The sequence below is a fragment of the Pseudomonas sp. BF-B-15 genome, from assembly GCF_019946675.1.
Classification (GTDB): Bacteria; Pseudomonadota; Gammaproteobacteria; order Pseudomonadales; family Pseudomonadaceae; genus Aquipseudomonas; species Aquipseudomonas migulae.
The window spans coordinates 70,661-92,687 of the sequence record NZ_JAGYFZ010000011.1; the positions used below are offsets into that span (position 1 = coordinate 70,661).

Genomic DNA, 22,027 nt, shown 5'->3' on the forward strand with positions numbered 1-22,027 from the left:
ACAAGGTCCGCGTATGACCAGGACATTTGATATGCCCACCGCTTTTTACCGTTTCATCCTTACCCTCGCGTTGCTGTTGCCGATGGCCACGCATGCCGGCGACGCCGAAGACTTCGTCGCCGCCAACCCTGTGCAGCAAGCAAAACTGCTGGAAGCCTGGGCCGCGCAGCCCGATCCGGTCCGTGTCGAACTGATCAACGCCCTGCAACAAGGCGAGTTGACGGTCGACGGCCAACCGAAAACCTTGCGCCTGAACAATCGCCTGCGGGGGCTGATCGACACCGCACTGGCCAGCCATCAATTGCTCGCCACCGACGCCAAAACCCGTCTGGCCGCCGCGCAGCAATTGCAGAAAAGCGCAAAACCGGCGCAGCTGAAATTCCTCGACCAGCAACTGGCTGGCGAACACGACGAAAATGTTCACGCCGCGCTCAGCCTCGCGCTGGCCAACCTGCAACTGGTGGACACCGACCCGGCCGTACGCCTTGCCGCTGTGCGCCTGCTCGGTGAAACCGGCGATCCACTGGCTCGCACTCGACTGGAGAGTCTGCTGGAGCCGGGTGTCGAAGCTGACGCCAATGTGCGTACCGCCGCCGAAACCAGCCTAGCCCAAGTCAAACGCAAACTGCTGATCGGCGAGATGCTCGGCCAGGCCTTCAGTGGCATGTCCCTCGGTTCGATCCTGCTGCTCGCGGCGCTCGGGCTGGCGATCACGTTCGGCCTGCTCGGCGTGATCAACATGGCCCACGGTGAGATGCTGATGCTCGGCGCCTACTCGACTTACGTCGTGCAGTTGCTGTTCCAGCGCTTTGCCCCGCAAGCCATCGAGTTCTACCCATTGATCGCGTTGCCGGTGGCGTTTTTCGTCACGGCGGCGATTGGCATGGCGCTGGAACGCACGGTGATTCGCCACCTCTACGGCCGCCCACTGGAGACCCTGCTCGCCACGTGGGGTATCAGCCTGATGCTGATCCAGCTTGTTCGATTGGTGTTCGGCGCGCAGAACGTCGAAGTCGCCAACCCGGCATGGTTGTCGGGCGGGATCCAGGTGTTGCCGAACCTGGTGCTGCCGTACAACCGCATCGTGATCATCGCCTTCGCTCTGTTTGTGGTGGTGCTGACCTGGCTGCTGTTGAACAAGACACGCCTGGGCCTGAACGTGCGCGCCGTCACCCAGAACCGCAACATGGCCGCCTGCTGCGGCGTGCCCACCGGACGTGTGGACATGCTCGCCTTCGGCCTCGGCTCGGGCATAGCCGGCCTTGGCGGCGTGGCGCTGAGTCAGATCGGCAACGTCGGCCCGGACCTCGGCCAGAGCTACATCATCGACTCGTTCCTGGTGGTGGTGCTCGGCGGCGTCGGGCAGTTGGCCGGTAGCGTGCTCGCCGCGTTCGGGCTGGGCATCGCCAACAAGATTCTCGAACCGCAGATCGGCGCCGTACTCGGCAAGATCCTGATCCTCGCGCTGATCATTCTGTTCATCCAGAAACGTCCGCAAGGCCTCTTCGCACTGAAAGGACGGGTGATCGACTGATGAACCAGCCCCTGATGCTCACGGCCAGCCAAAAGGCCGGCCCCAAAGTCACGATTGCCGTCGGTGCGGTGATCCTTGTTTTGCTGTTGACGTTGCCGCTGCTGTCGCTGTTGTCGCCAGACAGCGCCTTCCATGTCTCGGCCTACACGCTGACCCTGGTGGGCAAGATTCTTTGCTACGCCATCGTCGCCCTCGCCCTCGATCTGGTCTGGGGTTACGCCGGCCTGCTGTCCCTCGGTCACGGTCTGTTCTTTGCCCTTGGCGGTTACGCGATGGGCATGTACCTGATGCGCCAGGCCTCGGGCGATGCCTTGCCAGCGTTCATGACTTTCCTGTCGTGGACCGAATTGCCGTGGTACTGGACCGGTACCAGCAGCTTCCTCTGGTCGATGTGTCTGGTGGTGTTGGCGCCCGGATTGCTGGCGTTGGTGTTCGGCTTCTTTGCCTTCCGCTCGCGGATCAAAGGTGTGTATTTCTCGATCATGACCCAGGCCCTGACCTTCGCCGGGATGCTGCTGTTCTTCCGCAACGAAACCGGGTTTGGCGGCAACAATGGCTTCACCAACTTCCGCACCATTCTTGGCTTTGGCATTACCGAACCGGGGACGCGCGCGGTGTTGTTTTTCGCCACGGTGGTGTTGCTGGTGGCGAGCCTGTTTATCGGCTGGCGATTGGCGCAAAGCAAATTCGGTCGAGTGCTGACCGCGCTGCGCGATGCCGAAAACCGCCTGATGTTTTGTGGCTATGACCCGCGCGGTTTCAAGCTGTTTGTCTGGGTCTTGAGCGCAGTGTTGTGCGGTCTCGCGGGAGCGCTGTACGTGCCGCAAGTCGGCATCATCAACCCGAGCGAAATGTCACCAACCAACTCCATCGAGGCCGCCGTCTGGGTCGCGCTCGGCGGTCGCGGCACGCTGATCGGCCCGTTGCTGGGCGCCGGCGTGGTCAACGGCATGAAGAGCTGGTTCACCGTGGCGTTCCCCGAGTACTGGCTGTTCTTCCTCGGCGCGCTGTTCATCGTCGTGACCTTGTACCTGCCCAAGGGCGTGATCGGCCTGCTGAAGAAAAGGGGTGACCAATGAGAGTGACTGCGACGGCTGAATTCATGCTCGAGCCGGCCTTCTATCCACCGCAGCCGAACAAGGACGCCGGCACCAGCCGCGATGCCATCGGCCTCGGCCAACGCGTCGGCCCCGGCCTGAATACCCGCCACGGCACCATCCTGACCCTGGAAGACATCAGCGTCAGCTTCGATGGTTTCAAGGCACTGAACGATTTGAACCTGTACATCGGCGTCGGCGAATTGCGCTGCATCATCGGTCCCAATGGCGCGGGCAAGACCACGCTGATGGACGTGATCACCGGCAAGACGCGCCCCAGCCATGGCAAAGCCTGGTTCGGTGAAACCCTCGATCTGACGCAGATGAGCGAAGTGCAAATTGCTCAGGCCGGCATCGGGCGCAAGTTTCAGAAGCCGACAGTATTTGAAGCGCTGAGCGTGTTTGAAAACCTCGAACTGGCGCAGAAAACCGACAAGTCGGTGTGGGCCAGCCTGCGAGCTCGCCTGAGTGGCGAACAGAAAGATCGCATCAGCGAAGTGCTGGAAACCATTCGCCTGACTACCTCGGTCAATCGCCCGGCGGGCTTGTTGTCCCACGGGCAGAAGCAGTTTCTGGAGATCGGCATGTTGTTGATGCAAGACCCGCAATTGCTGCTGCTCGACGAACCCGTGGCGGGCATGACCGACGCCGAAACCGAATTCACCGCCGAGCTGTTCAAGAGTCTGGCGGGCAAGCATTCGCTGATGGTGGTGGAACACGACATGGGGTTTGTCGGCTCGATTGCCGACCACGTCACCGTGTTGCACCAGGGCAGCGTGCTGGCCGAAGGGTCGCTGGAGCAGGTGCAGGATAACGAGCGGGTGATCGAGGTTTATCTCGGAAGATGATGTTGCTTTTGTAGGAGCGAGGCTTGCCCGCGAAGGGAGCGCCGCGGTGCAACTGGAAGACCGCGTCATCGTTTTTCGCGGGCAAGCCTCGCTCCTACAGGGATTGAGGAGATTTCAGAAATGCTGCAAGTCGACAAGCTGCACCAGTACTACGGCGGTAGCCACATCCTGCGCGGCCTGACGTTTGACGTGAAAGTCGGTGAAGTCACCTGCCTGCTCGGGCGCAACGGTGTGGGCAAGACCACGCTGCTCAAATGCCTGATGGGTTTGCTGCCGGCCAAAGAAGGCGCGGTGAACTGGGAAGGCAAACCGATCACCACGTTCAAGCCACACCAGCGGGTGCATGCCGGGATCGCTTACGTGCCTCAGGGCCGGGAGATTTTCGGTCGGCTGACGGTGGAGGAAAACCTGCTGATGGGCCTGTCACGATTTCCGGGCAGCGAAGCGAAAGAAGTCCCGGCGTTCATCTACGAGCTCTTCCCGGTGTTGCTGCAAATGAAGCAACGACGCGGCGGTGACCTGTCTGGTGGCCAACAGCAGCAACTGGCAATCGGCCGGGCGCTGGCCAGCCGTCCTCGGCTGCTGATCCTCGACGAGCCGACCGAGGGCATCCAGCCGTCGGTGATCAAGGAGATCGGCGCGGTCATCAAGAAGCTTGCGGCACGCGGCGACATGGCGATTCTGCTGGTGGAGCAGTTCTACGATTTCGCCGCTGAACTGGCCGATCAATACCTGGTGATGTCCCGCGGCGAGATCGTGCAGCAGGGTCGCGGCGAAAATATGGAAGCCGAGGGTGTGCGTGGCTTGGTTACGATCTAATCTGTAGCGTCCTAACGATAATTAGACATCATGAATTTACCTGCCCACACAACGCTGTTCACGCCTAGCTGGCACGCCGAGCTGGAACTGGGCTACGCCCGATTCGGCGACAGTACACGCCCGGTTCAGCGTCGGCATAAAGGGCCGCTGCGGGTGCAAAAGCATCTGTACGCCGAAGGGCCCGAGGTTTGCCAGCACATCATCGTGCATCCGCCCGGCGGGATTGCCGGCGGTGATCGGCTGGACATCAGCGCCAGCGTTGGCCGCGATGCGTGGGCACAAATCACCAGCCCCGGCGCGGCCAAGTGGTATCGCGCGGCAGGGCCGGCTTATCAGACACTTGATCTGAAAGTGGCCAACGGCGCGACACTGGAGTGGTTACCACAAGAGACGATTATCTTCAGCGCCGCCCAGGCAGAACTCAACACATCCATTGATCTGGAAGGTGATGCGCGGTTGTTTTACTGGGACGTGGTGGCACTGGGTCGTCCGGCCAGTGGCGAGCGCTTTGACCTCGGGCATTTTCAGGCGCAGCTGGATATCCGCCGCGACGGCCAGTTGCTCTGGCACGAACGCCAGCGCATTGTCGGGGATGACGGGTTGCTCGATTCGCCGATTGGCCTGGATGGGCAACCGGTGTTTGCGACGTTGTTGGTGACGGGGGAGATTGACAGTGAACTGCTGGAAACCTGTCGCTCGCTGCCCAATGACGTACGCGGGGATTTGACCCAGTTGCCGGGCCTGTTGGTGGCTCGGTGCCTGGCCAGCGAGGCGCTGTTGGCGCGAGGCTGGTTGATTGATTTGTGGCGATTGCTCAGGCCTGCGTTGCTCGGTCGAGACGCCGTCCCACCCAGAATATGGAGCACCTGAACACAATCCCCCTGTAGGAGCGAGGCTTGCCCGCGAAGAACGATAACGCGGTCAATCAGTTAAACCGAGGCGCAGCATTCGCGGGCAAGCCTCGCTCCTACAGAGGTTGTAGTGATTTTTTAATCTGCCGATTATGGATTTTTACGATGGACCTGACCCCACGCGAAAAAGACAAGCTGCTGATCTTCACCGCCGGCCTCGTGGCCGAGCGGCGTTTGGCGCGCGGCGTGAAACTCAACTACCCGGAAGCCATGGCCTACATCTCCGCAGCGCTGCTCGAAGGCGCGCGTGACGGCCAGACGGTGGCCGAGCTGATGCACTTCGGCACCACCCTGCTCAGCCGCGAACAAGTGATGGAAGGCATCCCGGAAATGATCCCGGAGATCCAGGTCGAAGCCACCTTCCCCGACGGGACCAAACTGGTCACCGTCCACCAACCCATCGCCTGAGGCCGCGCCATGACTTACCACATCCGCGATGCGGTGCACGCCGATCTGCCGGCAATCCGCGACATCTACAACGACGCCGTGCTCAACACCACGGCGATCTGGAACGAACAGGCCGTGGACCTGGGCAACCGCCAGGCCTGGTTCAGCACCCGGCAAGCCCAGGGCTATCCGATCCTGGTGATCGTCGACGGCGATAACAATGTACTCGGCTACGCTTCATTCGGTGACTGGCGACCGTTCGACGGTTTCCGCCACACCGTCGAGCACTCGGTCTACGTACGCAGCGATCAACGCGGCAATGGACTGGGTCCGCAATTGATGGACGTGTTGATCGAGCGCGCCAAAGGCTGCGACAAGCATGTGATGGTCGCGGCCATCGAAAGCGGCAATGCCGCTTCCATCCGCCTGCATGAACGCGTCGGCTTCGTGACCACCGGGCAAATGCCTCAAGTGGGCACCAAGTTCGGTCGCTGGCTGGACCTGACCTTCATGCAACTGACCCTCAATCCTGGCGCGGAGCCGCCGCCCGCCAACAAGGAGTAATGCCCGATGAACGCCGCCCAACTGCGCCGCGTCAATGTTGAAAGCTTTGCGCACTATCGTCAGGGTTTGATTGATCTGCTGCTCGACGCGGTCAGCTATGGCGCCAGTGTCGGGTTCATGGCCGATCTGGATGCCACACAGGCACGCGCCTGGTTCGATGGCGTTCAAGAGGAGCTGAACAAGGGCAACGTGCTGCTGTGGGTGGTGGTCAAGGACGAGCAAGTGCAGGCCAGTGTGCAACTGACTTTGTGCCAGAAAGCCAACGGCCTGAACCGCGCCGAAGTGCAGAAGCTGCTGGTGCGTGAACACGCGCGCCGCCGCGGGTTGGGCCAACAATTGATGAACGCCCTGGAACAGGCCGCGATCCAGCACAAGCGCGGCATGCTTTACCTCGACACTGAAGCCGGTTCCCCGGCCGAGGATTTCTACAAGGCCCTGGGCTACACCCGTGCGGGAGAAATTCCCGACTACGCCTGCGACCCGAGCGGTCGTTACAAGCCGACTGCCCTCTACTACAAGATTCTCCAAGGAGCCCATTGATGATTCCCGGTGAATACCAGATCCAGCCCGGCGACATCGAACTCAACGTCGGCCGCCGCACTGTCAGCCTGAAAGTGGCCAATAGTGGCGACCGGCCGATCCAGGTCGGCTCGCACTACCATTTTTTCGAAACCAACGACGCCCTGACCTTCGACCGCGCCGCCAGTCGCGGCATGCGCCTGAACATCCCCGCCGGCACCGCCGTGCGCTTCGAACCGGGGCAGAGCCGCGAGGTCGAGCTGGTGGACCTGGCCGGGCATCGCCGGGTGTTCGGGTTTGCCGGGCGGGTCATGGGTGACCTGTAAGTCATGTGCAGCCTGTACCGGCCTCTTCGCGGGCAAGCCTCGCTCCTACAGGTCATGTGTCGTCCGCAGCACGAACCCTGTAGGAGCGAGGCTTGCCCGCGAATGCGATCTCCCATTCAATTAATTCCTAAGGCAAGCACATGAAGATTTCCCGTCAAGCCTACGCCGACATGTTCGGCCCCACCGTCGGTGACAAGGTCCGCCTGGCCGACACCGAGCTGTGGATCGAGGTGGAGAAAGACTTCACCACCTACGGCGAAGAAGTGAAATTCGGCGGCGGCAAAGTCATCCGCGACGGCCAGGGCCAAAGCCAGCTGCTGGCCGCCGAAGTCGTCGACACGGTGATCACCAACGCGCTGATCATCGACCACTGGGGCATCGTCAAAGCCGACGTTGGCCTCAAGGACGGGCGCGTCGCAGGCATCGGCAAGGCCGGCAACCCGGACGTGCAGCCGAACGTCACCATCGCCATCGGCGCCAGCACTGAAGTGATCGCCGGCGAAGGCATGATCCTCACCGCCGGCGGCATCGACACCCACATCCACTTCATCTGCCCGCAGCAGATCGAAGAGGCGTTGATGAGCGGCGTGACCACCATGATCGGCGGCGGCACCGGCCCGGCCACCGGGACCAACGCCACCACTTGCACCTCCGGCCCATGGCACCTGGCGCGGATGCTTCAAGCGGCGGACGCCTTCCCGATGAACATCGGCCTGACGGGCAAGGGCAACGCCAGCCTGCCGGAGCCGTTGATCGAGCAGGTCAAGGCCGGCGCCATCGGCCTCAAGTTGCACGAAGACTGGGGCACCACCCCGGCGAGTATCGACAACTGCCTGACGGTGGCCGATCAGTACGACGTGCAGGTGGCGATTCACACCGACACCCTCAACGAATCCGGTTTCGTCGAGACCACCCTCGCCGCCTTCAAGGGCCGCACCATCCACACTTACCACACCGAAGGCGCGGGCGGCGGTCACGCACCGGACATCATCAAGGCCTGCGGCTTTACCAACGTGCTGCCAAGCTCGACCAACCCGACCCGGCCCTTCACCCGCAACACCATCGACGAACACCTCGACATGCTGATGGTCTGCCATCACCTGGACCCGAGCATTGCCGAAGACGTGGCCTTCGCCGAAAGCCGCATCCGCCGCGAAACGATTGCCGCCGAAGACATCCTCCACGACCTCGGTGCGTTCTCGATGATCAGCTCCGACAGCCAGGCCATGGGCCGGGTCGGTGAAGTCATTACGCGCACCTGGCAGACCGCCGACAAAATGAAAAAGCAGCGCGGCCCACTGCCGGGGGATGGCGAAGGCAACGACAACTTCCGCGCCAAACGTTACATCGCCAAGTACACCATCAACCCGGCGATCACCCACGGCATCAGCCATGAAGTGGGCTCTATCGAAGTGGGCAAATGGGCCGACCTGGTGCTGTGGCGCCCCGCGTTTTTCGGGGTAAAACCAACGTTGATCCTCAAGGGCGGGGCCATTGCGGCCAGCCTGATGGGTGATGCCAACGCCTCGATTCCGACGCCGCAACCGGTGCACTACCGCCCGATGTTCGCCAGCTACGGCGGCTCGTTGCACGCCACCAGCCTGACGTTCATCAGCCAGGCGGCGCAGGAGGCAGGACTTCCCGAAGCGCTGGGCTTGAAGAAGAAAATCGCTGTGGTCAAAGGCTGCCGCGACGTGCAGAAAACCGACTTGATCCACAACGACTACCTGCCGAGTATCGATGTCGACCCGCAGACGTATCAGGTCAAGGCCGACGGCGTTCTGCTTTGGTGCGAGCCCGCGGATGTACTGCCGATGGCCCAGCGTTACTTCCTGTTTTAATCGGCCAAATCACCGGAGCCTGGCTGGCCAGGCTCCGATGCAAAGCCGCAGCGATCAACTGTTCGGCTGTACGGTGAAAGGGATTTCTACCCGTTGCAGTTTTGCCCGTTCGATTGCCTGGCGTGTGAACGTTTTGATAAAGGCTTTCTTGTCTTCGTCGATGACTTCCAGCTCGGCGGAGTATTCCGCTTCGGTCATGACCCGTCCCGGCGCAAACGCGCTTTCCGGTCTGTTCAATTCAGCACCGAGCACCCTGAGCTCTTCCTTCAACTGTGCCTTTTGCTCAAGGGAAAGCGTTGTGTCGGTGGCTCGTTTTTCAAGCGCTGAGTAGAACTCGATCGTGGCCTCAATCCGGCGTCTGAAACCTTTGATAACCCCCCGGTTGGAACCCTCGACATAGGATGACCAGAACGGCTGCTCGATCAGCAAATCGTCGAGCAATTCACCCGCCTCAAGGTTCAGTACACGATGGAATGCATCTTCGATCATCGCGTTCGTGACGCCGGCGATTTTTCTGAACTGCATTTTTCGCGACTGCCAGGGCAGGTCCAACCGGTCGGCAAGATCCGTCATGAATGCCAGGTGAACTTCAACCTCATCAATCGTGCCGGTGACCTCGCCCGCTGCATTGACGCGCCTGAATTCCTCACCCATCGCCTCGCGCTCGGAAATCGTTTTGCGGGCAATCCTGCTCAGTTCATCCAGACGTGACTTGCCCTGCGCCAGCGATACCAGCTCACCCTCGACCAGCGCGGGATTTGCCAGTTCATAAGCTTCATGAATCAACACCTCCATCCCCATGGCGTTGAACAGCTGCGCCCCAGCATCGACGCACGCCGTGGGTACGGTGGTCAGGGTGAAGAGTTTTTGCCGCAGCTCGGTATTTTTCGACATCGCATCGAGCATTCGCCAGACCTTGGCGGTCATGTCGACCCGAAACCTGGGGTCGCGATTGAAATGCCCCGATTCGGTGAGTTTGCGAATCTCGTTGAAGAAGCCAACCGAACCGTGCTCATCCTCGACGCTGTTCCACACCTCCTGTCTGGCCACCCACTCCGGCCGGGTCAAGCCAGCTTCCCAGTCGAGGCTGTCGCGCACGCCACGAGGCGGATACGGTCGATCAGGGTCCATGCCAACGGACGCGATGAACTCCCTGAGCGTTTGCAGATTGAAGGCCGGCAAAAACTCCGGCTCCCGGCTCAACAACGTACGCGCCAGCAATTCCGCCTGGACCGAGCCACGCGTGACCATGGGCACGTAGGTGATTTCGTTGCGCTGCATGTCCAGGTAAAAATGCCGGAACCGTGGCTGCGCGAACAACCCATCCGGCCAGGTCCGAATGCCGGTATCGGCCAGGATCAGCGTATGCAACATGCGCATGCTGCCAATATCCGGAACCTGCCCCAGGGGATTGCTGTGCAGGTCCAGGATCTGAAGCCGCGTCAGGTTGCGCAGGTCTGCGACGCCTTGCGCATCCAGGACAATGCGGTTTGCGCGCAGGTTCAACTCCGTCAGCGCGCGCATGCGGCCGATGGCACGAGGAAGTCGGGTAAGCGCATTACCGTTGATGTTGAGCGAGCGCAATCGGGGGAAATGATCGAGCAATGAAGCATGAGCGTCGGTCAATTCGGTTCCGTTCAGATTAAGGCGAGTGACGTGATCGAAGTTGCCCTCCAGTGCGGGCATCGTGCGCAGATGCCGCCCCAGCGGCAGGTTCTCGAGGTCGAGCACGAAGCCTCGCAGCTCGCCGTACGAATCCACATCGCGCAAGCCGATTTGCTGCCAACATTCCCTGACCGCTTTGTACACCGCGTTTCTGGACTGCCATTCGGCGATACCGGTGGACGTGTAGCGGAACGCTTCGGTTGGCGAGCTCAGCCAACGTTGAAAATTGGCATTGAGCCGATCGAACTCCTCCTCCAGAGCACTCGCCCTCTGCTCAAGACTGACGTCGCTGCCCCCCGCTTGCAGATAGGACTGAGCTTCGGCCTCTGTCCATCCGGGCCGAACGACGCGAACCCGCTCTTGCGGCGTTATTTGCCCCTGAACTCGACGCAGACCTTGAGCCATCCCGCGCATGCCGCCACGCAGACGCATCGTGGCTGGATCGTACGCGGGTTTTCGAACAGGGTTATCCGCCAGAAGCGCGTTGAACCTGTCCCGTGGCAATGGCGTTTTTTGAATGGCGTGCTTGAGCGTCGTGCCTTGATTGATCCGGTACCCCAGCGCGTTGCGCTCAGCATCAGGCAGGGCATGCAACATAGACGCATAAAGGTCATCGGCCCCATGCAGATGAAGATCATCGGCATCGCGGGCCTGGTACTGACCGTCCTCGCTGACAAGGACTCGGCGAACGGCGGCATCTGCCGGGCCCACACTGTCGCGCAGTGGTCCGTCGAATGAGTATTCGCGGATTTCGATCCGCACGTTTGCGGGCCAGTCGGGCAACGCTTGCAACGAATGCAACGCCAATCGCTCGCTATCGACACCGTACGCACCATCGAGGTAAAGCCCTTCGTAAGCGCGTACGGCGCGTAATGTGCGCAAGGCCAGCCGCGTGCGCTCTCTGAGCTGCAAGGGAATGCGCGAAGACTCGGTGATATTGAGCAAGTCCTGCGGTTCGATGTCGGCCAGCAACTCACGGGCGATCACCGTCGGGAGGTTGCTGAAGGCGTCCTGAAGCGCCAGCACTTGCCGATTGTCTGTCTGCTGCAAACGGCGATTGAGCGCGTCAAACAAAGGTCCCGGATGACTGCCTGCCCGCCCCGCGAGCCTGTTTTTCAAGGCGTCGATGCGGATATGCTCGTCAGTGGAAATACTCTGTCCGAACAACGCATGGATGTCGGCTTCATTGACAAACTTCACGGCCAGCTCCGGAAGTTTCCCGGCACCGACCTCGGCACGGCTTATCCTCAGCGTATCGGCCGGCGACGCGTCGAGATTGCCGTATTTGATCGAGCGGCCCGACTGCTCGGCGTCGTCAAAAAGCTCGATGCTTTTTTGCTCAGGCCAGCCCGGCAGCTCCACCAGCAAACGGGGCACCTGCTCGATGAACGCTTCGGGAACCTCATCGAGCACTATCTGCCCGGGCAGCTTTTGCACATCAGCCCAGATCTTGAAGCGTTCGATCGTGTCGGTCAGCAGCGCGGGCGGTGGTTCGTTGACGACATGCAGCCGTCGCAACAGGTCTTCTTCGACACCGCTGGCGATACGAATCTGCTCCAACGTGGCCTCGGACAAATCCTCAACCGCCAACCCCAGGCGCCGCATGAGCGTGATTTTGCCCCACTCGACGGGTCGGTCGAGCTCGGTCTTCCACACACCGGCACCGTCGTGTTCGAGTGTGGGTTGATACGCCTGCGGCCGATCCGGATGTTGCAGGCGTGGCTGGCCCGTGAGTGGGTCGTTTCTGACTTCGAAGTATTTGTTTTCATGCTTCAGGATGGTTTTTTCGCTGTGCCGGAACAGCCCTTGTTCGCCTGGCTTCGTCGCTTTCGGCAACGTCAGGTCATGGGCGTAGGGCGACAGGTCCGGCTTCCAGAGGCGCGTCTTGCCGTCAGGCAACTCAACCTTTTGCAACTGATCGATGAAGGCCGAGGGTTTGACCGACGCCGCCGCACCGGCGGGCAACACATGCCCCGCCGCCATGATTGCCAGTTGCGCAAAATTGATCATGACACTGGTCAGATGGGCCGCCGCTTCGTCCCTGTCGCCCTTGCTCCACGCCTCGATACCTTCCATGGTTTCGAACAGCATCTGCCCGACCATGACCGCCAACATCGCTTCGCCCAGGCCGGGAACCAACATCGCGCCGAAGTTGAACACGTTCCAGCCGATGCTCAGATAGCTGGTCAACCGATTCCAGCGAGTGGTCGCGTCTTCATCGTCGGTCGGCACCGCGATGTGCCGCGCATCCGCTATCGCCTTGTCCCTGCGCCAGCGACCGATTTGCGGCCAAATATCGCCAGTAATGATGTTGGTGATGGGTTCTGCGTTGGCGTTTTCAACCGCGGTCTCTCGCCACCACGGCCCCATGTCCAGCGGCTCACGCTGCGTCCAGGTGAACGTGGTGAAACGCTCGCGAACCCGGGCAAAGAATTTGCCATGGTCTTTTTGTGCCACGAATCGGCTGAAAAACTGTTGATAGTCTGGCGAGCGCAACTGGCTCGTCAGTTCCTTCATGAAGTCAGTGAAGGACGCATACTCTTTGAAGGGATGGTCAGGATCATCCGGGACATAAGCGATCAACGTCCCGTCGAGACGGCTTTGTTGAAAACCATCTTCCCTTTGCAAAGTGGCGTCGACAAGACCGTTGGGGCCATTGGCGAAAAACGCTTCGAGTAATTTGAACTGCTCAAACTCCTGGCCCGGTAGCAGCGTCAAACGCCTGGACCATTCCATCAGTGTGCGTTGGTGCCGGGGAACCAGACTGTCGTAAATTCTTTTAACTTCAGTGGGGTCTGCCACTGCACTGAACAACAGGATGCCGGACAACCTGAAGCCCATTAACGAAAGTCGATGGCATTGCAAAGGACGATGATTCCACGCAATGCCTTTTTCATTGTCACGAATTTGCTGAAGTTTCCCGTAGCCATAGGAACTGATGTCGTTTTTCAAATAGGCAATCAGCGCAGATTCGTTGAAGATGGCTTTTTCACTGGCCATGCGATGCCGCTCGATTATTGCCTTGGCCGCGATATCTTCGGGCATCAGTGCTGCCTTGAGGTGACACTGATAGTGCGCGCCGATATCAAGCGTCCGGCACAGGGCCGCGAATTGTTCGACCGTCAGCGTATGCCGCTGTAACTCGTTTTCGTGGACCCGGGTGAAGATGCCGGAGCCATCGCGAAACGCACCGGCCTGCGTTTCAGGCGCCTCGAAATTGTGAAGCGCCGCTTCCAGCAACGTCGATTGCCTGAGCCGACTGGCATTGGTATCAATGCCAAAGCCCAGTTTTGCCGGGATGTACAGGCGAATGAGCGTCGCATTGACGTCCAGATCCAGATTCAGCTGGTCCTTTAATGCTTTAACGAGCAACGGTTCGGCAAAGGCAAGAATGTCCCGCTGTACATTCTCCAACACGTCGTCCAACGGGACCTGAAGGCGCCAGCGCTCATCCGTCAGTTGCTTGAGGTACTGACGGTCGATGGCGCGTGCATTCAAATACCACTGCGCAAATTCCACGGTCGAATCGGCCATCGTAAGCAGTCGTGAAACAGGTGCGTCTTTTAGCGGCGAAGGCAGTTTGCCCAGCAAATAATCATGATGAACATTGTCTTTGCTTCTTCCATGCCCGGTAATAACTTGCAACGCCGGAGCGTCCGATAGTTCGTTCATTTCGCAAATCCTTATGCGATGAAAAGAACCACCAGACTATTGAGTGCGATTAAAAACAAAAGCTTAAAAAACCACTTGAAAAACCGCGCCAGCCCAACAATGCATTTAATTTCAGGATCTAAAAAATATTTAATTAGCACCCTGGGGCCACTAAAGAATGGTCGCCGGCGCAGTGGTAGTTTTTAGGGGGTGCCAAAGGGGCTAAGATGCCTCGGATTGCCATCAGGAAACCGACCATGCGCCTATCCGAATTCATCAGGCAACACGTAGACCGTATCGTCGATGAATGGGAGCAGTTCGCCAGGACGATTACCCCGGCGGCCGAAAATATGGATCGAGTGGCCTTGCGTGATCACGCCAGGGAAATTCTGTTGGCAGCAGCGCGGGACATGACCACCGCGCAAACAGCCAGCGAGCAACTCGCCAAGGCCAGGGGCGAAAGTCCGGAGAAAACCCCGAGCCTGGACGAAGCCGGCGCCAGTCATGGTGAACTGCGCCATACCGTGGGCTTCGATCTGATGCAGATGACCAGCGAATTCCGTCACCTGCGTGCCTGTGTGATCCGGTTGTGGGTCAACAGCCTGGAATCACCGGACCTCGCTTACTTCCAGGACATGATCCGTTTCAACGAAGCCATCGATGAAGCCCTTGCCGAATCCACGGCGGCCTATGCCGAACAGGTCAATCATTCGCGGGATATCTTCCTGGCTATTCTCGGCCATGACCTGCGTGCCCCCTTGCAGGCCGTGAGCCTGTCCACCGAAATGCTGATGCGCAAAACCACGCTTGAAGGCGATGCCCTGGCTTGTGCGATCAATATCAAACGCGGCGCGCGGCACATGGCGGTGATGGTCGGCGATTTGCTGGAGCTGGTGCGCAGTCGCCTGGGCAAGAGCCTGCCAATTGAACCGAAGCCGATGGACCTGGCCGATGCCGCCCACGCAGCGATTGCCGAAGCCTGTGCCGGTAATCCCGAATGCGATCCGACAGTTCATGCACAGGGCGACACGACAGGCGTGTGGGATGCCGGACGCCTGGCTCAACTGCTGCAAAACCTGATCGGCAATGCGTTGCAGCATGGGTCGAACAAACATGATGTGACGGTGACCCTCACCGGCGAACCTGACACCGTTCGTCTAACGGTGCATAACTTTGGAGCGCCGATACCCGAGGAGGCGATCGGTACGATCTTCGATCCGCTGGTACGCAGCGCCGATGAAGAACTCGGCCAGCCGTCCACCAGCCTTGGCCTGGGATTGTTCATCGTCAAGGAAGTGGTCGATGCGCACGGCGGGACGATCGAGGTCAGTTCGAACGAAACTGATGGGACGCTGTTTACCGTGGTGTTGCCCAGATAGACCGCCGTGCACGGTGATGAACTGTAGGAGCCGGCTTGCTGGCGATGGGGGCAACGCGGTCTGTCTGACTCACCGCATCATCGTTCATCGCCAGCAAGCCGGCTCCTACAGGAATCGAATTGGCTTCAGCTATTCGACAACCAACCGCGCCAACCGCTGCTTGAGCATCCGGTTCTCGGCCCGCAGTTGCTGCACCTCTTCAAGCAGGTCGAGCGCCAGGGCGACGCCTTCCCACTCCAGCTCCAGGTCGTGCCGCAGCTTGGCGGCACGCTTGGCCAGCGCCAGCTCATAATCGGTGAAACGCCAATCCTTGGGCTGCTTGCCCTGAGGTTCGAGGATGCCGTGCTCGACGATTTCGATCACGTAGACGTCCGACAAATCGGTCGCCTCACAGAATTCTGCCATGTCCAGTTGAACGATCAGGGGGTTGCTCATGATGGGCTACTCCGTCTCTTGGATCAGAAGTTTTCTCTCGGGTCGAATGCGGCTTTTTTCGCCAGTTCCTGCCACAACGCCTTGACCTCATCGCTCGAGGTTTTTGGCATGACCGCCTTCAATTGCACGAACAGATAACCGCGTTGACCGGCCTTGTTCAGCAAGCCGTGGCCCTTGGCACGCATGCGCTGGCCGTTCTGGCTACCGGCCGGCACCTTGAGGTTGATCTTGCCTGTCAGTGTAGGCACGGCCACTTCGGTGCCCAGCGCCAATTCCCACGGAGCCAGCGGCAGCGTAATGATCAGGTCCTCGCCTTCGACGTCGAACTTCGGATGCGGCGCAAAGCGAATGATCAGGAACAAGTCGCCGTTGGCGCCACCACCGATGCCCGGTGCACCCTGGCCTTTGAGGCGGATGCGCTCGCCGTCGGTCACGCCGGCGGGAATTTTCACATTCAGGCTTTTGCTGGTGTTGCTGACGTGCTGGCCGGCAGCGTTGTACTGCGGCACCTGGAACGTGACCTTCTTCGATTCGTTCGAGAGGGTTTCTTCCAGAAAGATCCCAAGTTCCATTTCCACGTCTTGCCCTCGACGTCCGGCACTGCGACGCGACTCTCCACCACCAAACCCAGGACCACGGTTACCGAAGATCGAACTGAAGAAGTCCGAAAAATCGCCCGAGTCCTGACCGCCACCAAAACCACCGCCGCCACGCCCCTGCCAACCTGGCGGGCCCTGGAACGGTTGGCCGTGCTGGCCGTATTTGCGCAAGTCGTCGTATTCGGCGCGCTTGTCGGCGCTTTTCAGCGCTTCATAGGCTTCGGACGCGTCCTTGAATTTGGACTCGGCGTCCTTTTCCTTGCTGACGTCGGGGTGGTATTTGCGCGCCAGCTTGCGATAAGCCGCCTTGATCGTCTTATCGTCCGCGGTCGGTTCCACACCGAGAATCTTGTAATAGTCTTTGAAGTCCATCGTGGAATCACCATCCATTATCAAAATCGCGCCATCAGCCTCAGCATGCTCTTAATTGCCGCACGAGGTTTGACCGATCTCAAGTTTGTGACCGGACAGCGCATTAGAAGTTTATCGGCAGCGGCGGGCGGTTCTTTTGACCATCCCAATGGCTGCCAGGGCCAATGCAGACAAGTTTGGGGCATCGGGCCATCTTATCAAGGCGCTAATTACCGAGATTTAGCGGATAGTCGGCCTTCGAATCTGCGCCGCACTGGCATACACTGCGCGGCCGTTTTTTAACCGGAACCTGATAGACATGAAAAACGCATCTCCAGCCCGTGCCTGTGGTATCGACTTCGGCACGTCCAACTCCACCGTCGGCTGGCTGCGCCCCGGCATGGAAACGCTGATCGCGCTGGAGGACGACAAGATCACCCTGCCCTCGGTGGTCTTCTTCAATATGGAAGAACGCCGCCCGGTGTACGGCCGTCTGGCGCTGCACGAGTACCTGGAAGGCTACGAAGGCCGGCTGATGCGCTCGCTCAAGAGCCTGCTGGGTTCCAAGCTGATCAAGCACGACACCAGCGTTCTCGGCACGGCGATGCCGTTCAAGGACCTGCTCGGGTTGTTCATCGGTCAGTTGAAGAAACGTGCTGAAACCGCCGCTGGTCGCGAGTTCGATGAAGTGGTGCTGGGTCGTCCGGTGTTCTTCGTCGATGACGACGAAATGGCCGACCAGGAAGCGGAAAACACCTTGGTGGACGTGGCCCGCGCCATCGGCTTCAAGGATGTGTCGTTCCAGTACGAGCCGATTGCGGCAGCGTTCGACTATGAGTCGACCATCGAAAAGGAAGAGTTGGTACTGATCGTCGACATCGGCGGTGGTACGTCTGACTTCTCGCTGGTGCGCCTGTCTCCTGAACGCCGCAACCACGACAACCGTCACGAGGACATCCTCGCCACCGGCGGCGTGCACATCGGCGGGACCGATTTCGACAAGCAGTTGAGCCTGCAAGGCCTGATGCCACTGTTCGGCTACGGCAGCCGCATGAAGAGCGGCGCCTACATGCCGACCAGCCACCACATGAACCTGGCGACCTGGCACACCATCAACTCGGTGTACTCGCAGAAGTCGACCCTGGCCCTGGGCAGCATGCGCTACGACATCGAAGACACCGGTGGCATCGACCGTCTGTTCAAGCTGATCGAGCAACGTGCCGGGCACTGGCTGGCGATGGAAGTGGAAGAAACCAAGATCCAGCTGACCCACGCCGACAGCCGCCATGTGCCGCTGGACCGCATCGAGCCGGGCCTGAGCGTGGAGTTGAGCCGGGCGTTGTTCGAATCGGCCATCGACAACTTGCTGGAGCGCGTGCGCAACAGCGTGACCCAGATGCTGAACGACGCCGACGTGCGGGTCGATCAGGTGGATACGGTGTTCTTCACCGGTGGTTCGAGCGGGATTCCGGCATTGCGCAACAGCGTCTCGGCGATGTTGCCGAATGCGCGGCACGTGGAAGGCAACATCTTTGGCAGCATCGGCAGTGGTTTGGCGATTGAAGCGGCCAAGCGTTATGGGCCGATGGACTGATCCGAAACCGAGGTGAGCCCTTCGCGGGCAAGCCTCGCTCCTACAGGTTTGGTGTCGTAACCATTATCGGTGAACGACACAAACCCTGTAGGAGCGAGGCTTGCCCGCGAAAGCGTCAGATCAGGCAATAAATATCGACCGGATCAAACCATCCCCACCTGCTTCAACTCACTCTTCAAATACGCGTAATAAATCGGCCCCGCCACCACCCCCGGCAGGCCGAACGCGGCCTCGAACACCAGCATCGCCAACAGCAACTCCCACGACTTGGCACTGATCTGCCCGCCGACAATGCGCGCGTTGAGGAAGTATTCGAGCTTGTGGATAACAATCAGATAACCCAGCGCGGCCACCGCGACCCAGATCGACAGCGACAAACCGACGATTGTGATCAGCGTGTTCGACATCAGATTGCCGATCACCGGCAACAGGCCGAGCAGGAAGGTCAGCACGATCAGGGTTTTGGTCAGCGGTAACTTGATGCCGAACATCGGCAGGACCACCGCCAGGAAAATCCCGGTGAAGAAGGTGTTGAGCAGGGAAATCTTGATCTGTGCGAACACGATGTTGCGGAACGCCTGGACCAGCAGGTGCAAGCGATCAAACAGTGCGGCGGCCAGCGGCTTGCGCTTGGTCAAGTCCGGCACCCGTTGCAGGGCGATGATCGCGCCGAGCACCATGCCGATCAGCAACGTCACGAACATGTGCGCCGCGTCCTTGCCCACCAGTTGAAGATCGCTGAGGTGTTTGCTCATCCACTCGCCAATCGCCACGCGAAACTCGGCGGCGCTGGCCGGCAGGTAGGCGTCGATGAACGGCGGCAACTGACCGCGAGCGCGGTCGACCACGAGCATGAATTTATCGAGGGAAGCGCCGGGGTTTTCCGCCTCATGCAGCAGGAAACTGAAAGCGCCGGCAAAGATCAGCGTCAGCACACTGACCACCAACGTCCCCAGTAACGCCACCGCCAGCCAGCGCGCACGCCGACCTTCGATCAGTCGCTGCAATTGCGGGGTGAGCATGTTGACCAGTTCGAACACCAGCAGACCGGCCAGCAGGCTTGGCAGCAAGCGCAACGGAATCACCAGCAGCAAACCACCAAAGATGATGACCCAACTGATGAGCAGCAAGACTTGGCGTTGAGAAAACGTTGGCATACAGCCTCAAAACGAACGGCGTAAAAGGATTGGCAGTCTGCCAGCGTTCGGGTGTCAGCACTAGGGATTGTGTGGGGCGACGTTGGTCGGGGGCAGAGGCGATTTCTGCAGCGCTCTGGCCGGCCTCATCGCGAGCAGGCTCGCTCCCACATTTGTCCTGTGTATGCAGATCCATTGTGGGAGCGAGCCTGCTCGCGATGGGGCCCTCACAATCCCCGCAAATCCGTTTATTTCTTCTTCAGGCAATCACTCATGAACGCCTTGCGCTCATCACCCTTGAGGGCCTTGGTCGCGGCATCGGCATTGCAGGTTTTCATCTTCTCTTGCTGAGGGGTCAAGGCTTTCGCGTCATTGGCGGCTGGCGCGGCTTTAAGGCAGGTGCTCATGAAGGCTTTGCGCTCATCGCCCTTGAGGCTTTTCGCGGTAGCGTCGGCATTGCACGTGGTCATCTTGTTCTGTTGGGCAGTGGCGGCGAAGCCCTGGGAGCAGAGCAGCAAACCGATCATCAACAAAGGGACACGCAACATCGTCATGGAGTTTTCTCCTTGTTGCCGCACCGAGGGGCACGGCCTCGCTCTGGAGTGTAGACAAAGCCTGTTACAGCTTCCTGCCCGGCAGATGGCTTCGGCGATACTGCTCCGGCGTACACCCGGCCTGGCGCTGGAACATGGCGATAAACGCCGACCCGGTGCTGTAGCCCATGTCGAACGCGATTTCCTGAATGCTGCGATGACTGTCCAGCGCTTCGATCGCTGCCAGAAAGCGCAGGCGCTGCCGCCATTCGCCGAAACTCATGCCCAACTCGCGCACAAACTGCCGCGCCAAGGTGCGCTCGCTGACGTGAATCTGCTCGGCCCATGCCGACAGTGGCCGGTTATCTCCGGGCTCAACCTGCAAGGCTTCCAGAATACCGAGCAGCCCGGGACTGCTGGCGTAGGGCAAGTAGCATTGGTGAATGGGCGCCTGCTGCAACTGATCCACCAGCACTTGGGCCAGGCGTTGGTCGGTCTCTTGCTCGGGAATCTTCACGTCACGGGCGGCGAAGTCCTTGAGGATTGCCTTGAGGATGTCGCTGATCGCCAGGGTGCAGGCCTGTTTCGGCAGCTCGTGGCACAGCGCCGGCGCCAGGCAGACGGCGCGGTAGTTGATCGGTTGATTGCTGTAGAAACTGTGCTCGATCTGCGGCGGCACCCACACGGCGTATTGCGGCGGCGACATGAAACGGCTGCTGCCGATTTCCATGTGCAACACACCATTGGCCGAATACTCCAGGGTGCCCCAGGGGTGACGGTGGGCCGAGGCATATTCGTGGCTATTGAAGTCGGCGTAGCGGAAGTACACCGGCGCGGGCAATTCGCTGAAATCCAGCAGGTCGATGTGTTTGCTGCTCATGCTGTCTGTCATCAGGGTCAGGTTGTCTGGATCGCAGTATAGGCTTGCATCCGGACAGGCGATAATTCTCCCTCATTAACGTTCTGGTTGTTCCTGATGCAATACGCTTATCCCCTGCTGGCCATTTTCATTTGGGCTGGCAACACCGTGATCACCAAATTGTCTGCCGGGGCGATCTTCCCGGCGGAGATCGGTTTTTACCGCTGGCTGCTGGCCGGATTGTTGTTCACACCGTTCATGCTCAAACCGGTGATCGCCCATTGGTCGGCCATCCGCCCGAACCTGGGGAAGATTTTCGTCCTCGGCGTGCTGGGCATGGCGGTTTATCAGAGCCTGGCGTATTTCGCTGCGACACTGACGTCGGCCACCAACATGGGCATCATCCTGTCGCTGATGCCGTTGATGTCGCTGGCCATGGCCATCGTCAGCCTGGGCCAGCGCCTGACCGCCGGTGCACTGGCCGGTGCGGTGTTGTCGTTTGGCGGTGTGTTGGTGGTGGTGTCGTCCGGCAGCCTCAGTGCATTGCTTGAGCACGGGGTGAACCTGGGCGATGCAATGATGCTGATCGCCACGCTGGCCTATGCGATTTACAGCACGCTGCTGAAAAAATGGCAGCTGCGTTTGCCGCCGCTGGTGTTGTTGTATCTACAGGTGTGGGTGGCGGTGGTGGTGCTGTTTCCGTTGTTCGCCGTGTCGCCGAAAATCGGTCCGACGCTGCAGAATATTCCGCTGGTGCTGTATGCCTGCCTGCTGGCGTCGATGGTTGCACCGCTAGCATGGATGCAGGCCGTGGTGCGTCTGGGGCCGAGCCGGACGACGCTGTTTTTCAATTTGCTGCCGGTGATTACCGCATTGATTGCCGCACTGGTGTTGCATGAGCAATTGGCGATGTATCACCTGGTGGGCGGGATGCTGACGTTGGGTGGGGTGATTGTTTCGGAGCGTTGGACCATGGTGT

19 protein-coding genes are annotated in these 22,027 nt (G+C 59.9%); 13 read left to right on the forward strand and 6 right to left on the reverse strand.

All coding sequences use genetic code 11. From position 1 onward, the window contains the following. Positions 1–31 precede the first annotated feature (31 nt). The 10 genes from urtB (at position 32) to ureC (ending at position 8,846) form a co-directional block, all read left to right on the forward strand. Complete coding sequence (gene urtB / locus KGA97_RS05835) at positions 32–1,534, forward strand: urea ABC transporter permease subunit UrtB (protein ID WP_223480368.1); 1,503 nt, start codon at positions 32–34, stop codon at positions 1,532–1,534. Further along, complete coding sequence (gene urtC / locus KGA97_RS05840) at positions 1,534–2,613, forward strand: urea ABC transporter permease subunit UrtC (protein WP_008038697.1); 1,080 nt, start codon at positions 1,534–1,536, stop codon at positions 2,611–2,613. The genes urtB and urtC overlap by 1 nt, the downstream gene beginning before the upstream one ends. Then, positions 2,610–3,479 carry an urea ABC transporter ATP-binding protein UrtD gene (gene urtD, locus KGA97_RS05845; RefSeq protein ID WP_008038696.1) on the forward strand — a complete coding sequence of 290 codons (870 nt, stop codon included), beginning with the start codon at positions 2,610–2,612 and terminating at the stop codon, positions 3,477–3,479. The genes urtC and urtD overlap by 4 nt, the downstream gene beginning before the upstream one ends. Positions 3,480–3,599: 120 nt before the next feature. Continuing rightward, on the forward strand, positions 3,600–4,298 hold the full coding sequence (urtE, locus tag KGA97_RS05850) for an urea ABC transporter ATP-binding subunit UrtE (protein WP_008031204.1): 699 nt from the start codon (positions 3,600–3,602) through the stop codon (positions 4,296–4,298). A gap of 30 nt (positions 4,299–4,328) precedes the next feature. Then, on the forward strand, positions 4,329–5,168 hold the full coding sequence (locus KGA97_RS05855) for an urease accessory protein UreD (protein ID WP_223480369.1): 840 nt from the start codon (positions 4,329–4,331) through the stop codon (positions 5,166–5,168). A 146-nt stretch (positions 5,169–5,314) separates the two neighbouring features. Further along, positions 5,315–5,617, forward strand: coding sequence for an urease subunit gamma (gene ureA, locus KGA97_RS05860; RefSeq protein ID WP_007907366.1), 303 nt, complete (start codon positions 5,315–5,317; stop codon positions 5,615–5,617). A 9-nt stretch (positions 5,618–5,626) separates the two neighbouring features. Continuing rightward, positions 5,627–6,160 carry a GNAT family N-acetyltransferase gene (locus KGA97_RS05865; protein ID WP_008038694.1) on the forward strand — a complete coding sequence of 178 codons (534 nt, stop codon included), beginning with the start codon at positions 5,627–5,629 and terminating at the stop codon, positions 6,158–6,160. 6 nt (positions 6,161–6,166) lie between these two features. Next, the gene (locus tag KGA97_RS05870; protein WP_223480370.1) at positions 6,167–6,700 is read left to right on the forward strand and encodes a GNAT family N-acetyltransferase; all 534 of its coding nucleotides are present in this window, start codon (positions 6,167–6,169) and stop codon (positions 6,698–6,700) included. After that, positions 6,700–7,005: an urease subunit beta gene (locus KGA97_RS05875; RefSeq protein WP_192226951.1), complete on the forward strand. Its 306-nt coding sequence runs from the start codon at positions 6,700–6,702 to the stop codon at positions 7,003–7,005. The genes KGA97_RS05870 and KGA97_RS05875 overlap by 1 nt, the downstream gene beginning before the upstream one ends. Positions 7,006–7,145: 140 nt before the next feature. Next, positions 7,146–8,846: an urease subunit alpha gene (ureC, locus tag KGA97_RS05880; protein WP_008031192.1), complete on the forward strand. Its 1,701-nt coding sequence runs from the start codon at positions 7,146–7,148 to the stop codon at positions 8,844–8,846. A gap of 54 nt (positions 8,847–8,900) precedes the next feature. Here ureC and KGA97_RS05885 read toward each other — a convergent pair whose 3' ends face one another. Next, positions 8,901–14,183, reverse strand: coding sequence for an NEL-type E3 ubiquitin ligase domain-containing protein (locus KGA97_RS05885; RefSeq protein ID WP_223480371.1), 5,283 nt, complete (start codon positions 14,181–14,183; stop codon positions 8,901–8,903). A gap of 236 nt (positions 14,184–14,419) precedes the next feature. Here KGA97_RS05885 and KGA97_RS05890 point away from each other — a divergent pair, with 236 nt between their 5' ends. After that, positions 14,420–15,541: a sensor histidine kinase gene (locus KGA97_RS05890; protein ID WP_223480372.1), complete on the forward strand. Its 1,122-nt coding sequence runs from the start codon at positions 14,420–14,422 to the stop codon at positions 15,539–15,541. Between the two features lie 129 nt (positions 15,542–15,670). On the opposite strand, the gene KGA97_RS05895 is transcribed toward KGA97_RS05890, so the two are convergent. After that, positions 15,671–15,976, reverse strand: a complete 306-nt coding sequence (locus KGA97_RS05895; protein WP_008038687.1) for a chaperone modulator CbpM — start codon at positions 15,974–15,976, stop codon at positions 15,671–15,673. Positions 15,977–15,999: 23 nt separating this feature from the next. Continuing rightward, entirely contained in the window at positions 16,000–16,947 is a 948-nt protein-coding gene (locus KGA97_RS05900) for a DnaJ C-terminal domain-containing protein (RefSeq protein ID WP_008031184.1), read from the reverse strand. 298 nt (positions 16,948–17,245) lie between these two features. Between KGA97_RS05900 and KGA97_RS05905 the strand changes: the two genes are divergently transcribed. Then, positions 17,246–18,520, forward strand: a complete 1,275-nt coding sequence (locus KGA97_RS05905; RefSeq protein WP_008031182.1) for an Hsp70 family protein — start codon at positions 17,246–17,248, stop codon at positions 18,518–18,520. A 143-nt stretch (positions 18,521–18,663) separates the two neighbouring features. Here the strand turns inward: KGA97_RS05905 and KGA97_RS05910 are convergent, their stop codons facing one another. The 3 genes from KGA97_RS05910 to KGA97_RS05920 form a co-directional block, all read right to left on the reverse strand. After that, positions 18,664–19,677 carry an AI-2E family transporter gene (locus KGA97_RS05910; protein ID WP_008038685.1) on the reverse strand — a complete coding sequence of 338 codons (1,014 nt, stop codon included), beginning with the start codon at positions 19,675–19,677 and terminating at the stop codon, positions 18,664–18,666. Between the two features lie 227 nt (positions 19,678–19,904). Beyond that, positions 19,905–20,210 (reverse strand): PsiF family protein, encoded by a 306-nt coding sequence (locus tag KGA97_RS05915; RefSeq protein WP_008031179.1) that lies wholly within the window; start codon positions 20,208–20,210, stop codon positions 19,905–19,907. A 64-nt stretch (positions 20,211–20,274) separates the two neighbouring features. Continuing rightward, positions 20,275–21,069: an AraC family transcriptional regulator gene (locus tag KGA97_RS05920; RefSeq protein ID WP_192226946.1), complete on the reverse strand. Its 795-nt coding sequence runs from the start codon at positions 21,067–21,069 to the stop codon at positions 20,275–20,277. Positions 21,070–21,165: 96 nt separating this feature from the next. Between KGA97_RS05920 and KGA97_RS05925 the strand changes: the two genes are divergently transcribed. Continuing rightward, the coding region (locus KGA97_RS05925; protein ID WP_223480373.1) for a DMT family transporter at positions 21,166–22,027 on the forward strand (862 nt) is incomplete at its 3' end.